We start from the raw sequence: 13688 nt of genomic DNA, 5'->3' as shown, positions 1-13688 counted from the left end.
CGTCAGGGGCGGTGCACGGGGTACGCCGTGGTGTACTTCATCTGCTCCATGGCAAAACTCGAGGTGATGTTGGAAAGCCCATCCGTGCGAGTGATCAGCTTCTTGTAGAACCGGTCATAGGCGGCGATATCACCCACCACCACCCGCAGCATGTAGTCCCAGTCCCCGGACATGCGGTAGAACTCCATCACCTCTTCGAAACTGGTCACGGTGGCGGCGAATTGCTCCAGCCAGGCGCTGTCGTGGCGCTGGGTCTTGAGCTGGACGAACACGGTCAGGCCCAGCCCCAGGCGCGTGGGGTCGAGCAACGCGACACGGCCGACGATGTAGCCGTCTTCTTCCAGGCGCTTGACCCGCTTCCAGCAGGGCGTGGTCGACAGGTTGACCGCCTCGGCCAGGTCCTTGAGGGAAACCGACGCGTCGCGTTGGAGCAGGGTGAGGATGTGCTGGTCGAAACTGTCCATATCGATAGAAGGCTGGCTGTAGAAAATTCTTCTCCAGATTACGCCAGAATGCAGGAAATTAATCCCCCTTGCTGCGCGCCCTTGCCGAGCGCGGCGGTTGTGCGATAGTTGCAGGCTCTATTCAGTCAATGGACCGGATCATGTCCGACAAGCCGCGTAATTTCGCCACCCGCACCATCCACGCCGGCGAACAGCATAGCGTTGCCGACAACGCGATCTTCCCGCCCATCTATACCGCCAGTTCCTACATCAAGCGCAGCCTCGACGATAACCCCGAGTATGCCTACAGCCGTGTCGGCAACCCGACCCGGCATGCCTACGAGAGCTGTGTGGCGGCGCTGGAAGAAGGCGTTGGCGCGGTGGCTTGTGCCTCTGGCGTGAACGCCACCGCGACGGTGCTCGAACTGTTGCCCAAGGATGCCCACGTGGTGGTGATGAACGGTGTCTATGGCGGCACCTTCCGTATCCTGGAGGACTACCGCAGCCATACGTCGGGGCTGACCACCACCTACGTCGACCTCAACGACCTGCAGGCCGTGGCTGCGGCGATACGCCCGCAAACCCAGCTGATCTGGATAGAATCACCGACCAACCCGCTGCTGCACCTGGTCGATATCAAGGCGGTCTGCGACCTGGCGCGTGCGCGCGGTATCCTCACCTGCATCGACAACACCTTCTGCTCGCCCTGGAACCAGCGGCCGATCACCTTGGGCGTGGACCTGGTGATGCACTCGGCAAGCAAATACATCGGCGGCCACTCCGACCTCACCGGCGGTGTGGTGGTAGCGGCCAATGACGCACTGCTGGCGCGTTTGCGCAAGATCAGCATGGCGGTCGGGGCCATCCAGGGGCCGTTCGACTGCTACCTGGCGCTGCGCGGCCTGAAGACCCTGGATGTGCGCATGGAGCGCCAGTGCGCCAATGCCCTGCAGGTGGCGCGTTTTCTCGAAAGCCACCCGCAGATCGAACAGGTCTATTACCCGGGGCTTGAAAGCCACCCGCAGCATGACCTGTGCAAGCGCCAGATGCGCGCGGGCGGGGCCGTGGTGGCAATGAAGGTCAAGGGCGGCGACCGGGCCGCGCTCAATCGCCTGGTAGAGGCCTTGCAGATCTTTGTGCTGGCCGACTCGCTGGGCGGGGTGGAAAGCATGATCAACCACTCCTGGAGCATGTCGCACAACTCGCTGAGCCCGGAGCAGAAAGGCGAGATGGGGATCGGTGAGAACCTGCTGCGGTTGTCGGTGGGGATCGAAGACTACCGCGACCTGATCGAGGACCTGGACTGCGCGCTGCGGGCGTCGGCAGCGGTGTGAGGGTTGCCGGCCTGTTCGCGGGTTTGCCCTGCGAACAGGCCGGCGCATTCAAATTCAGGTTGTGTGGGTCAGGCTTTGGGCGGATGAACGATGCGTTCGATCTTGTCCTTGATCAACAGCCGCTCCTTGCGCAAACGGGTGACGGTGTCATCGGTGCTGGCGTTGCCCTCGGCGGCCAGCACTTCCTTGTCCTTGGCGTTGTACTCCTTGTGCAGTTTGTGCAGGTCATGGTCCTTGTCAATGCGCATCTGGAAGTCGTCGGCAGTGATGTTCAGGTCAGCGAGCAGATCGTGCGGAACGGGCATTTCTTCACCTCTCTTGGGGGTTGGCGAATGGTCCTGACTTTTGAGGATAGTCGCCTTTGCGCCGAGGGGGGGCTGGGGTAGGCTGTCGCATCCCCCTGTGAGCCGTACGCCAAGCTTCGCCTGCCTGGCTGAATGGCGGCTGAATGAACTTCATTTAATGTGATAAAGATGCCCGCTCACTGTTTTGTTGGCGTCTTTTTCACGAAACATTGATGGTGCCCTTTCTAGAGTTCAGCCAACGTTCCCCCGGTGCCGCACAGGCCCACGGGCTGATACTCACTCTTGATTGCGAACCCTGATGCTCAACGTCAAATCCCTGCGGACTGAATGGGTCACGCTGCTGGCCAGCCTGTACCTGCTGATCGGCTTCAATGTCTTTCTCTGGCAACACCTGGAACAGGTGGTTCCGCCAGGGCTGCCGGGGCTTTGGCTGAGCCTGGCGTTTGCTGTGCTGATGCTGTTCGCGTTTAATTTGATCTTGACCTTGTTTGCCTTCCGGTTTGTGTTGAAACCGGTGCTGATCCTCTTGTTCATGAGTGGTGCAGGTGTCGCTTACTTCATGAATCAGTACGGTGTACTTATTGATGCCGGTATGTTCCGTAATATCGCCGAAACCAATGTCACGGAAGTGCGCGACTTGCTCTCGCTGAAGTGTGCCTTGTATATCCTGGGGTTGGGTATTTTGCCTTCGGTGCTTTTGTGGAAGGCGCCGATCGCCTACCGCGCCTGGCACCGCGAACTGCTGGGCAAGCTGGTGGTAAGCGGCGCCTGCGTGGTGGCCTTGGGGTCGGTGGCGCTGGTCAACTATCAGGGGTTGTCTTCGCTGTTTCGCAATCACCACGAACTGCGCCTGATGCTGACGCCGAGCAATATCGTCGGCGCCTCCATTGGTTATGTCAGTGAACGTGTGGGCACGGCCGCCCGGCCATTCCAGCCTTACGGTGAAGATGCCCGGCGCGATGCAGCCTGGCAGCAGCACGCCCGTAAGTCGTTGACCGTGCTGGTGGTGGGTGAGAGCGCGCGTGCAGAAAACTTTGGTGTGCTCGGCTATGCCCGCGACACCACGCCAAACCTTGCCAAGGAGCAGGGCCTGCTGGCGTTTTCCGACGTGCATTCGTGCGGTACCGAGACGGCGGTGTCGGTGCCGTGCATGTTCTCGGGCATGGGCCGTAAGGAGTACGACGCGCGCGTCGCCAAGAACCGTGAAGGGCTGCTCGACATCCTCCAGCGCGCAGGCCTGGCCGTGCAGTGGCGCGACAACCAGTCGGGCTGCAAGGGTACCTGTGATCGGGTGCAGTTCATCGATGTCAGCAACCTCACCGACCCGGCCCTGTGTGCCCATGGTGAATGCCATGATGAGATTCTGTTGCAGGGTTTGGCCGAGCTGCTCGACAACCTTGACAAGGATACCGTGCTGGTGCTGCACCAGATGGGCAGCCATGGCCCCGAGTACTTCAAGCGTTACCCGGCGCAAACCGAGCGGTTCACCCCGGTGTGCCACAGCAATGCCCTTAACCAGTGCAGCCAGCAGGAGATCGTCAACGGCTACGACAACACCCTGGCCTACACCGACAAGGTCCTGGCCATGTTGATCGATACCCTGCGCAGCAAGCAGGACAAGGTCGATACCGCCATGATCTACCTGTCCGACCATGGCGAATCGCTGGGCGAATACAACCTGTTCCTGCATGGCACCCCCTACATGCTGGCGCCTGAGCAACAGAAACACGTGCCGTTGCTGACCTGGTTTTCGGACAGCTACCGCGAAGATTTTGGCCTGGACACCGACTGCCTGGCCAAGCTCAGCGACGCACCGCTGTCCCAGGACAACCTGTTCCACTCGATGCTTGGCCTGTTGCAGGTGCGCACCGAGGTCTACCAGCAGTCGCTGGACATGTTCGCCAGCTGCCGGCCTTGGCTGGCAGCCAAGCGTTGACTGCCAATGGCCTGCATACCACCGTTTATCTATTCCAAGGATGGCGCAGGTTTCACCCGCAGTGCCCGCGCCGTATATACTGCGCGCCAATGTTAGTGGGAGAGCCTCGTGGCCATCGAAATACACTGGATCCGTGACGACCAGACCCTGGCCGAACTCTGCCGAAGCTGGCGCGAACTGCCCTTCGTAGCGCTCGACACCGAATTCATGCGGGTAGACACCTTCTACCCCAAGGCGGGGCTTATCCAGATTGGCGACGGCCAACGCGCCTTTCTGATCGATCCGCTGCTGATCAAGGACTGGCAGCCCCTGGCCGAGTTGCTGGAAGACAGCGGCGTGGTCAAGGTGCTGCACGCCTGCAGCGAAGACCTCGAAGTGTTGCTGCGCCTGACCGGCAAGCTGCCACAGCCACTGTTTGACACGCAGTTGGCCGCCGGCTACCTGAACCTGGGCTTCTCCATGGGTTATTCGCGCCTGGTCCAGGAAGTGCTGGGGCTCGAGCTGCCCAAGGGTGAAACCCGCTCCGACTGGTTGCAGCGCCCGCTTTCCGAAACCCAGATCAGCTACGCCGCCGAGGATGCCGTGCACCTGGCCGAGCTGTTCACCGCCCTGCGCCCGCGCCTGTCCGACGACAAGTACGCCTGGGTGCTGGAGGACGGCGCCGAGCTGGTTGCCCAACTGCGCCGCGAGGTCGAACCCGAGAGCTTGTACCGCGACGTCAAGCTGGCCTGGAAGCTTGCGCCCCAGCAGTTGGCGGTGTTGCGCGAGCTGTGTGCCTGGCGCGAGCGCGAGGCACGCCACCGCGACGTGCCGCGCAATCGCATCCTCAAGGAGCACTCGCTGTGGCCGATGGCCAAGTCCCAGCCGTCCAACCTGTCGGCGCTGGCCAAGATCGACGAGATGCACCCGCGTACCATCCGTCAGGACGGTGAGTTCCTCGTTCAGCTGATCAAGCGGGCTGCCAGCCTGCCTGCCGAGCAGTGGCCGCAGGTCCTGCCCGAGCCCTTGCCGATCGAGGCTGCCGGTATCCTCAAGCAGCTGCGCGCGATCGGCCAGGCCGAAGGCGAGCGCTTGGGCATAGCCCCCGAGCTGATGCTGCGCAAGAAAACCCTGGAAGCCCTGCTCAAGAGCGGCTACCCCAACGGCCCCTATCAACTGCCCGATTCGCTGCGCGGCTGGCGCCGTGAGCGTATGGGCCAGGCCCTGCTGGACAACCTGGCAGGTGCCGGAGAAACCCGATGAAACGTATCTGCTCGATCTACAAGAGCCCCCGCAAGAACGAAATGTACCTGTATGTGCTCAAGGCCGAAGGCCTGGAGCGCGTGCCCGAGGCCCTGCTGCCGTTCTTCGGCGCCCCCGTGCATGCTTTCGACCTGGTGCTGACCCCCGAGCGCAAGCTGGCGCGCGAGGACATCGCCAAGGTGCTGGAAAACCTCGACAACCAGGGCTATCACCTGCAGATGCCGCCGGTCGAAGACGAGTACATCGAGCACCTGCCCGAAGAGCTGCTGCGCCGTAACGATCCGGTCTGACCCAGGCCTGGTTCCCCTCTTTCGCCAAGTGGCCCGCGCGTCGGGCCGCTTTGGTTGTCTGCCAAGGTTGTTTTCACGAATGCGCGTTCTGATTGCCGAACAGGATCATGCCCATTACGCCCAGTTGTTGGGCCAGGCGGCCCCTGACCTGGAAATCCTGACCAGCAGCGACTCTGCCGAACTGGCGCTGCAGGCGTCGCAGTGCCCAGTGTGGCTGGGTCAGCCTGACTTGCTGGCGAGCCTGCTACGCCAGGGCCACAAGCCGGCCTGGATGCAGTCGACCTGGGCGGGCATTACCCCGCTGCTGGCCGACGGCTTGCCACGGGATTATCGCTTGACGCGTGCGGTGGGCATTTTTGGTCAGGTGATGGCGGAATACATGCTCACCTACATGCTTGGCCATGAACGCGAAGTGCTGCCGCGCCTGCTGAGCCAGGTGGAGCGGCGCTGGGACGACCGCCCGGGCGGCACGCTGGAGGGGCGCCAGGTGTTGATCGTCGGCACCGGCGATATTGGCCAGCGGGTAGCCGAGTTTCTCCAGCCGTTTGGGGTAACCCTGTACGGTATTGCCAGCAGCGCCCGTGAGCAGGCGCCGTTCGCCGAAGTGGCCGCGCTGGCGGACCTGCCGAGCAGGGTCGAGCGGGCCGATTACGTGATCAACCTGCTGCCGGACACGCCGGCTACCCATGATCTGTACGATGCGGCGCTGTTCCAGCGTTTCAAGCCCAGTGCGTTGTTCATCAATGCCGGGCGCGGGGTGGCGGTGGTCGATGGCGACCTGGTCGAAGCACTGAAGCAAGGCCACCTGGCGGGCGCGGTAATCGATGTGTGCCGCCAGGAGCCGCTGCCCCAGCGTCACCCGTTCTGGACCGCCTTGGGCTTGCTGCTGACCGGGCACAGCTCGGCGCCCACCTCGCCGGCGGCGATGGTGCGGCTGTTTGTCGAGAATGTGCGGGCATATGAGGCGGAGCAGGGCTTGCGCGGGGAAGTGGATTTCACCCGGGGTTACTGATGTGCAGTGGCTTTACTGGCCTCTTCGCAGGGCAAGCCCGCAGGTACTGAGCAGTTCTGCAACTTGCTCAGTGCCTGTAGGAGCGGGCTTGCCCCGCGAAGAGGCCAGTACAGCCAATAAAGCGCTTACAGGCTGAAATCACCCTCAGCCGCCAGCTCGCTCAGCGGCCGGCGTGGGCTTGGCACCTCACGCGCCTGCAGTGCCTCGGCCAGGGTCGCCTTGTCGCCCAGCTTGCCGATCGCGATCATGGCATGCAGCTCGTAACCTTCAGGCACTTTGAGTTCGGTACGCGCCAGTGCCTTGTCGAAACCGGCCATGCCGTGGGTGTGCCAGCCACTGATGCTGGCCTGCAGGGCCAGGTGCCCCCAGGCGGAACCGGTATCGAAGGTGTGCCACAGGGCCGGGCTCTCTTCCGCGGCGCCAGGCGCTGCGAAAGTGGTCTTGGAAATGATCAGCACCAGCGCCGAAGCCTGTTGCGCCCAGCTGCGGTTGAAGGGCACCAGCAGGTTCAGGTAGCGCTCCCAGTTCGGCGTATCGCGACGGGCATAGAGGAAGCGCCAAGGCTGCGAGTTGTACGCCGACGGCGCCCAGCGCGCGGCTTCGAGGAAGCTCAGCAGGGTCTCTTCGCTGATCGGCTCGGCAGTGAAGGCGCGCGGCGACCAGCGGTTGATGAACTGCTCGTTGATCGCGTAATCGGCAATACGGGGTGTGGCGCTCATGGCTGCTCCTGCAAGAGGATGGGAAAAACCGCACGCTACTGCGTCCCGTCGTCACTGACAAGCGGTCTGGCTTTGCCGAAGGCCAGGCTCTAGACTGGCGCCGCCGCGCGCCGCCCATTGAAGATGAATGCAGGAAACCCGTGTGATGATCGCTGACAGCGCGCCGTTCTGGCGGCGCAAGACCCTCGAACAACTCAACCCGCAAGAGTGGGAATCGCTCTGCGACGGTTGCGGTTTGTGCTGCCTGCAAAAGCTTGAGGACGAGGACGACAACAGCATCTATTACACGCGCATCGCCTGCAAACTGCTGGACCTGAACACCTGCCAGTGCAGCGATTACCCCAACCGCTTTGCCCAGGTGCCCGACTGCATCCAGCTCACCCCGGGCAAGGCCGATCAGTTCAAGTGGCTGCCAAGCACCTGCGGTTACCGCCTGGTCAGCGAAGGCAAGGACTTGCCGGACTGGCACCACCTGATCTGCGGCGATCGCCAGCAGGTCCATGAACAGCGCATTTCCCAGTCAGGGCGTATGCTCAGTGAGCATGATGTCGACGAGGACGATTGGGAAGACCATCTGATTTTTCGCGCCAGCTGACCGGCGCGCCCCGTCGCCTCTGGGAAACAAGGAGTTTCTGTATGCGTTGCCCGCTGTTGCTGCTGTTAAGCCTGGTGGCCTGTTCGCCGGCCTGGGCGAAGAAAGTCGACCTGGATTATCACGTGCGTCTGTTGCCCGCCAATGGCCAGGCTGAAGTGCGCCTGACCCTGGCTGAGGGCAGCAGTGTGCGCAGCCTGGATTTCGACCTGGGCAAGGGCGGCACCTACAGCGGCTTTCAGGCCGACGGCCAATGGCAGGTGGCAGAGCAGGGCGCGCGCGGGGTGTGGCACCCGGCGCCGGGCAAGACCAGCCTCAGCTACCGCGTGCAGCTGGACCAGCAGCTGCGCAGCGGCGCCTACTCGTCGCGTATCACGCCCCATTGGGCGTTGTTCCTCGGTGACCAGTTGGTGCCGCCTGCGCACCTCGACCAGCAGGACGGTACCGAGCTGGTGGCGCGCCTGTGGTTCGACCTGCCCGAAGGCTGGAAGAGCATCGAAACGTCCTGGCCACGTGTCGGCAAGGACAAGTTTCGCATCGACAACGTTTCACGCCTGTTCGACCGCCCCACCGGCTGGATGCTAGCCGGTGACCTGGGCAGCCGCCGTGCACGTCTGGGCGAAACCGAAGTCACCGTTGCCGCGCCGGTCGGGCAGGGCATGCGGCGCATGGACAGCCTGACCTTGCTGACCTTTGTCTGGCCGCAGTTGCAGGCGGTGTTCCCCCGTAACCCGCCGAAGTTGCTGCTGGTCGGTGCCCGTGACGGCATGTGGCGTGGCGCGATGGCGGCGCAGGGGTCGCTGTATCTGCACAGTGCCCGGCCGATGATCAGCGAGAATGGCAGCAGCCCGTTGTTGCGCGAACTGGTGCAACTGTTTGCACAGATCCATGGGCGTGATGGCAATGACTGGCTTGTCGAGAGCCTGACCGACTACTACGCCAGCGAATTGCTACGCAGAGCGGGTGGGGTAAGCGATGACCGCTACCAGGCCTGGCAGGCGCGCTTGAGCAAGCAAGGCGCCAAGGTCACGCAGCTCAAGGGCGAGCAGGCCAGCCCGGCTCAGGTTGCCCGGGGGGTGATGCTGTTGCAGGCACTGGACAAGGAGATCCGCATCCACACCCAGGCCAAGCGTTCGCTGGATGATGTGGCGCAGGCGCTGATGCGTTTGCCGAGCGTAAGCACCGAAGAGTTCGTGCAGATCAGCGAGAGCGTGCTGGGGCGCCGGTCCGAGGTGTTGCAGAGCAAGGCGTTGCGCTAAAGGCCTCTGTAGCCTGTGCCCGCGAACCGGCTGGCACAGGCCAAGTAACATCAAAGGCCGGTCAACGGATCCTTCCCTGTCACCGTCACCCCGCGCGTAGCTGCCTTGGCGCTCGCCTTCAATGCCTGCAACTGTTCCGCGCTGCGTTCGATGTCCGAGCGCAACCGGTTGTATTCCTGACGGTGCCGTTGCCACCAGGCCTTGGTCGAGCAGTGCCCGCTGACCCCACGCGCCACCGCCAGGCCGCCCACTACCATCTGCAGCAGGCCGACCAGGCCGCCATGGCGCAGCCCCTTGCTGAACATCAGCGCCCCCCCAGCCAGCGAACCGACCCTTTCCAGGCCCTGAACATTGTGCTCCGGCGACGCCGCAGCGGTATGGATATCGAGCATGGCAAGCCCTCCGTGTGAAGTGTAAGTAGCTGACCGCAGGCTGATTGCAGCCGTTCATTCGTGTTGCTCAACGGCATGCGGGATGAGTGGCTGCAAAGTGGAAGGGGGTGGTCGCAAATAATCCGCAATGTGTCCGGTCTGGATAACATTTTGTCCGGTTTGGAAATGCAGCGCCAACGGTGTTTAATCTCACCCCAGGTAACCCCTCAAGCCCTTTGAATCAGGGGCTTTGAGAGATTCAATCGCTCATCGAAAATGCTGTAGACACATTGTCTAACAGTGCCCTATAGTCGTTATACAAATAGTAGACACAGCGCCATGACAACAAAGAAGGCCGCCATGAAAGCCACCGTTCAAGCCATCAGTGCGCCCGCAGGCGCTGAAGCGCCGCAGGATCGCAAGGCCGTCCTCGCCGAAGCGCTGCGCCGCCGGATCCTCAGCATGGAACTGGCCCCAGGGGCTGTGGTGGACGAGCTGGCGCTGTGTGACGAGTTCGGCCTGTCGCGCCCACCGGTGCGTGAACTGCTGCGCCAGATTGCCGCTGAAGGCTATATCGAGCTGGAAGCCAACCGTGCGCCACGGGTTGCCGCGATGAACCATGATTCGCTGCACAGCTTCTTCGTCGCCGCGCCGCTCATCTATATCGCCACCACTCAGTTGGCCGCCACCAACGCCAGCACAGCGGAAATCGAGGCGCTCAAGGCTATCCAGGTGCTGTTTCGCCAGGCCATCGAAGCGCGTGATGTGGAAAACCGGGTGGTCTACAACGATGCCTTCCACCTGGAAATCGGCAAGATGGCGCACAACGACTACCTGATGCCGAGCCTGCGCCGCCTGCTTATCGACCATGCCCGCCTGGGCAAGATTTTCTATCGCCACCCGACCACCGATGACATGCAGCAGGACCTTGAAGTCGCCTGCGATCAGCATGACCAGATGATCCACGCCATCGAACACCGCGACCCCGCGCGCGCCGGGCAACTGGTGCGTGAGCACTTCGAGCTGTCGCGCCGGCGCATGGCCGAATACGCAGCGCCGCAAGGGCTGGATGTACCCATTCAGCTATGAGATTCCCAGGTCTCGCCGCTGGCGCCGACCGCTCGTCAACAGCAAGATCCAGGTTAGTGACATGACAAGAATAAGTTCGTTACCTGCCGATGATGCCACCTGTGGTTGGTATCACCTGAGCAAGCCCCGTAAGCCCCGGCCGGCCCACAGTGGCCACAGCCAGGCGCGTTGGGTGGTGGTCGGTGCTGGTTTCACCGGCCTGGCCGCTGCACGCCAGCTGGCAACGAACTTCCCGGACGACGAAATCGTGTTGGTCGAGGCCCAGGAAGTCGGTTTCGGCACCTCCGGGCGCAACGCCGGTTTTGCCATCGACTTGCCCCATGACATTGGTGCCGAGGATTACATCGGCGACATCGATATCGCCAAGACGGTGCTCAAGCTCAACCTGGGCGGCCAGTCCTATCTCAAAGCGCTGATCGAACGCTACGACATCGACTGCCAGTTCCGTCACTGCGGCAAATACCAGGCGGCCGTCGAAGATCGCGGCATCGCGGTGCTGGATGCTTATCGCCGTGGCCTGGACAAACTGGGCCAGCCGTATGAAGTGATTGAAGGCCGCGACATGCCGGAGCATATCGGCACCAACTTCTACCGCAAGGGCCTGTTTACCCCCGGCACTGCCTTGCTGCAGCCCTCGGCGCTGGTCAAAGGCCTGGCCGACAGCCTGCCGAGCAACGTCTCGTTGTACGAAAACACCCCGATTACCGACGTCGAATATGGTGCGAAGGTGGTACTGCGTCATGCCAACGGCTCGATCACGGCCGACAAGCTGGTGCTCACCACCAACGCCTTCGGCATGAGTTTCGGCTTTCTCAAGGGCCGCATGCTGCCTGTCTTCACCTATGGCAGCATCACCCGCCCGTTGACCGATGAGGAACAGGCACGCCTGGGGGGCAAACCCTACTGGGGCGTGATCCCGGCCGACCCGTTCGGCACCACGATGCGGCGCACCGTCGACAATCGCCTGCTGATCCGCAACAGTTTCAGCTACAACCCGGACGGGCGCAGCAACCGCAAGTACCTGGAACGCTTTGTCCAGCGCCACCGCGAGTCGTTTGCCCGGCGCTTCCCGATGCTGCCCGAGGTGAACTTCGAATACACCTGGGGCGGTGCCCTGGCGTTGTCGCGCAATCACATGGGGTTCTTCGGCCAGTTGGCGCCCAATGTCGTAGGCGCCCTGTGCTGCAATGGCTTGGGCGTTACCCGTGGCACCGTCACCGGCGCATTGCTGGCCGACTGGCTGGCCGGCGACAAAAACGAACTTATCGCGTTTCTGCTCAATGCCCCCGGGCCTTGCGCAAATCCACCGCAGCCCTTGGTATCCCTGGGCTTGAACGCAAACTTGATGTGGGGGCAACTGCGCGCTGGCAAAGAAAGCTGATCCTTATCTGAGTTAGGCCATTGAACATTTAACGCCGGGTGTGAGTTAGCCGGCACGGGCGCGCTTTGCCCGAATTTGATGATCGAGATGCGCTGTCCGGTCACCCGGGGCTGAACCGTGTTTTCAGTTTCGCGGCCGCGCTCGCCTTGAATATGTGCATGCAGATGAAGTGGTAGGAACAATAATGACAAGTCCGAATATTTCGATTGAAGATGTACCGATCAACCGCTTCCACCAGTTGCTGACCCTGCGCTCGGGTGGCGGATCGTTCGTCGATGGCTATGTGTTGAGCATCATTGGCGTGGCCATGGTGCAAATGTCTGCAGGCCTTGGCCTGAACAGCTTCTGGCAGGGCATGATCGCCGCCTCGGCGCTGATCGGCATTTTCTTCGGCGGCTTCTTCGGCGGTTGGTTGACTGACCGCTTTGGCCGCAAGCGGGTGTTCTTCGTAGGCCCGACCCTGTTCATCCTGGCCTCGCTTGCGCAATTCTGGGTGGAGTCGGCGCTGGCGTTGTTCCTGCTGCGGTTTGCCATCGGTATCGCAGTGGGCATCGAGTACCCGGTGGCCACTTCGCTGCTGGTGGAGTTCTTGCCGAAGAAGAACCGCGGCCCGCGCCTGGCTACCTTGACCGTGCTGTGGTTCGCCGGTGCCGCTACCGCCTACGTGGTCGGTGAAGCGCTGCTGCGCAACGGAGGCGAGGATGCCTGGCGCCTGGTGCTGGCCAGTGCAGCGGTGATCGGCGCGCTGCTGTTCGTCATGCGCCTGGGCACCCCGGAGTCGCCGCGCTGGTTGATCAGCAAAGGCCGTTCGTCCGAGGCCGAGCAGGTGATCAAGCGCGTCTATGGCGAGGGCTTCTCGCTGCGCAACCTGCCGGAAGAGCCCAAGGCCCGCAAGCTGTCGTTCTTCAGCCTGCTGCACTCCGGCTACGGCAAACGCATGCTGTTCGTCACCATGTTCTGGACCTGCTCGGTGATCCCGGTGTTCGCCGTGTACGCCTTCGCCCCGAAAGTGCTGGGTGCACTGAACCTGAAGGGTGACTGGGCATCGATCGGTTCGGTCGCCATCACCTGCCTGTTCGTGGTCGGTTGCATCGTCGGCACCCGCTTGCTGAACACCATTGGCCGGCGCACTACGCTGCTGCACAGCTTCTTCTGGTCGGGGCTGGCCCTGCTGGGCCTGGCGGCGTTCAGCAACGGCAACGAGATGCTCATCCTGGTGCTGTTCGGGGCCTATGCATTGTTCATTGGCGGTGCCCAAGTACTGCAGCTGGTCTACCCCAACGAGCTGTTCCCTACCGAAATCCGCGCTGGCGCCGTTGGCGTGGGCACCTCCATGTCGCGGGTCGGTGCTGCGGTCGGCACCTGGCTGGTCCCCATCGCCCTCGACAACTATGGCATCGGCGCAACCATGTATGCCGCTGCCGCCGTCACCTTTGTCGGCCTGGCCTTCTCCGTCGCCCTAGCACCGGAAACCCGTTCGCTGAACCTGCAGCAAGCAGCTTCGCTGACCTGAACCCATGACCACCGGCCGCAGCGTCGCACCGCTGCGGCCTCTACAACACTGATCAACGCACTGGAGAACCTACCGTGAAATTCGAAGGCATCTACACCCCGGCAATCACTCCGCTGGCTGCGGACGGTTCGATCGACAAGGCGGCGTTCGCCGAAGTGCTCGATTACCTGGTCGAATCGAAAATCCACGGCGTGATCATCGG

15 protein-coding genes are annotated in these 13688 nt (G+C 62.4%); 11 read left to right on the top strand and 4 right to left on the bottom strand.

The genetic code is table 11. The annotated features are described in order from the left end of the window. Window positions 1–2: 2 nt before the first annotated feature. A complete protein-coding gene (locus CKW22_RS22555; RefSeq protein ID WP_033699780.1) occupies window positions 3–464 on the bottom strand; it encodes an Lrp/AsnC family transcriptional regulator in 462 nt (153 codons plus the stop codon). A 128-nt stretch (window positions 465–592) separates the two neighbouring features. On the opposite strand from CKW22_RS22555, the gene CKW22_RS22550 reads away from it, so the two are divergent. After that, the gene (locus CKW22_RS22550) at window positions 593–1777 is read left to right on the top strand and encodes a PLP-dependent aspartate aminotransferase family protein (protein WP_033699778.1); all 1185 of its coding nucleotides are present in this window, start codon (window positions 593–595) and stop codon (window positions 1775–1777) included. A gap of 68 nt (window positions 1778–1845) precedes the next feature. Here CKW22_RS22550 and CKW22_RS22545 read toward each other — a convergent pair whose 3' ends face one another. Further along, window positions 1846–2082 carry a YdcH family protein gene (locus CKW22_RS22545; protein ID WP_033699777.1) on the bottom strand — a complete coding sequence of 79 codons (237 nt, stop codon included), beginning with the start codon at window positions 2080–2082 and terminating at the stop codon, window positions 1846–1848. Between the two features lie 298 nt (window positions 2083–2380). On the opposite strand from CKW22_RS22545, the gene CKW22_RS22540 reads away from it, so the two are divergent. The 4 genes from CKW22_RS22540 (at window position 2381) to CKW22_RS22525 (ending at window position 6562) form a co-directional block, all read left to right on the top strand. Then, window positions 2381–4018, top strand: coding sequence for a phosphoethanolamine transferase (locus CKW22_RS22540; RefSeq protein ID WP_033699776.1), 1638 nt, complete (start codon window positions 2381–2383; stop codon window positions 4016–4018). Window positions 4019–4126: 108 nt separating this feature from the next. Next, window positions 4127–5260: a ribonuclease D gene (gene rnd / locus CKW22_RS22535; protein WP_033699775.1), complete on the top strand. Its 1134-nt coding sequence runs from the start codon at window positions 4127–4129 to the stop codon at window positions 5258–5260. Beyond that, complete coding sequence (locus tag CKW22_RS22530; RefSeq protein WP_033699773.1) at window positions 5257–5550, top strand: YcgL domain-containing protein; 294 nt, start codon at window positions 5257–5259, stop codon at window positions 5548–5550. Before rnd ends, CKW22_RS22530 begins: the two co-directional genes overlap by 4 nt. Before the next feature lie 79 nt (window positions 5551–5629). Next, the gene (locus tag CKW22_RS22525) at window positions 5630–6562 is read left to right on the top strand and encodes a D-2-hydroxyacid dehydrogenase (RefSeq protein ID WP_033699772.1); all 933 of its coding nucleotides are present in this window, start codon (window positions 5630–5632) and stop codon (window positions 6560–6562) included. A gap of 125 nt (window positions 6563–6687) precedes the next feature. Here CKW22_RS22525 and CKW22_RS22520 read toward each other — a convergent pair whose 3' ends face one another. Next, window positions 6688–7281 carry a nitroreductase family protein gene (locus tag CKW22_RS22520; RefSeq protein WP_033699771.1) on the bottom strand — a complete coding sequence of 198 codons (594 nt, stop codon included), beginning with the start codon at window positions 7279–7281 and terminating at the stop codon, window positions 6688–6690. A 145-nt stretch (window positions 7282–7426) separates the two neighbouring features. Between CKW22_RS22520 and CKW22_RS22515 the strand changes: the two genes are divergently transcribed. Then, complete coding sequence (locus CKW22_RS22515) at window positions 7427–7876, top strand: YcgN family cysteine cluster protein (protein WP_033700206.1); 450 nt, start codon at window positions 7427–7429, stop codon at window positions 7874–7876. Between the two features lie 41 nt (window positions 7877–7917). Then, window positions 7918–9132 carry a hypothetical protein gene (locus CKW22_RS22510; RefSeq protein ID WP_095065161.1) on the top strand — a complete coding sequence of 405 codons (1215 nt, stop codon included), beginning with the start codon at window positions 7918–7920 and terminating at the stop codon, window positions 9130–9132. A 50-nt stretch (window positions 9133–9182) separates the two neighbouring features. Here the strand turns inward: CKW22_RS22510 and CKW22_RS22505 are convergent, their stop codons facing one another. Then, on the bottom strand, window positions 9183–9524 hold the full coding sequence (locus CKW22_RS22505; protein ID WP_033699769.1) for a DUF2892 domain-containing protein: 342 nt from the start codon (window positions 9522–9524) through the stop codon (window positions 9183–9185). 339 nt (window positions 9525–9863) lie between these two features. Between CKW22_RS22505 and CKW22_RS22500 the strand changes: the two genes are divergently transcribed. The 4 genes from CKW22_RS22500 to CKW22_RS22485 form a co-directional block, all read left to right on the top strand. Then, window positions 9864–10592, top strand: a complete 729-nt coding sequence (locus CKW22_RS22500; RefSeq protein WP_033699768.1) for a GntR family transcriptional regulator — start codon at window positions 9864–9866, stop codon at window positions 10590–10592. Between the two features lie 61 nt (window positions 10593–10653). Continuing rightward, window positions 10654–11973 (top strand): FAD-binding oxidoreductase, encoded by a 1320-nt coding sequence (locus CKW22_RS22495; RefSeq protein WP_033699766.1) that lies wholly within the window; start codon window positions 10654–10656, stop codon window positions 11971–11973. Between the two features lie 184 nt (window positions 11974–12157). Next, window positions 12158–13486 (top strand): MFS transporter, encoded by a 1329-nt coding sequence (locus CKW22_RS22490; protein ID WP_047583229.1) that lies wholly within the window; start codon window positions 12158–12160, stop codon window positions 13484–13486. A 74-nt stretch (window positions 13487–13560) separates the two neighbouring features. After that, the coding region (locus CKW22_RS22485) for a dihydrodipicolinate synthase family protein (protein ID WP_177447958.1) at window positions 13561–13688 on the top strand (128 nt) is incomplete at its 3' end.

The sequence above is a fragment of the Pseudomonas sp. Irchel s3f19 genome (assembly GCF_900187555.1).
Taxonomy (GTDB): domain Bacteria; phylum Pseudomonadota; class Gammaproteobacteria; order Pseudomonadales; family Pseudomonadaceae; genus Aquipseudomonas; species Aquipseudomonas capeferrum.
The sequence above is the reverse complement of the archived record's forward strand: the minus strand, read 5'-3'. Positions and strand labels throughout refer to the sequence as shown.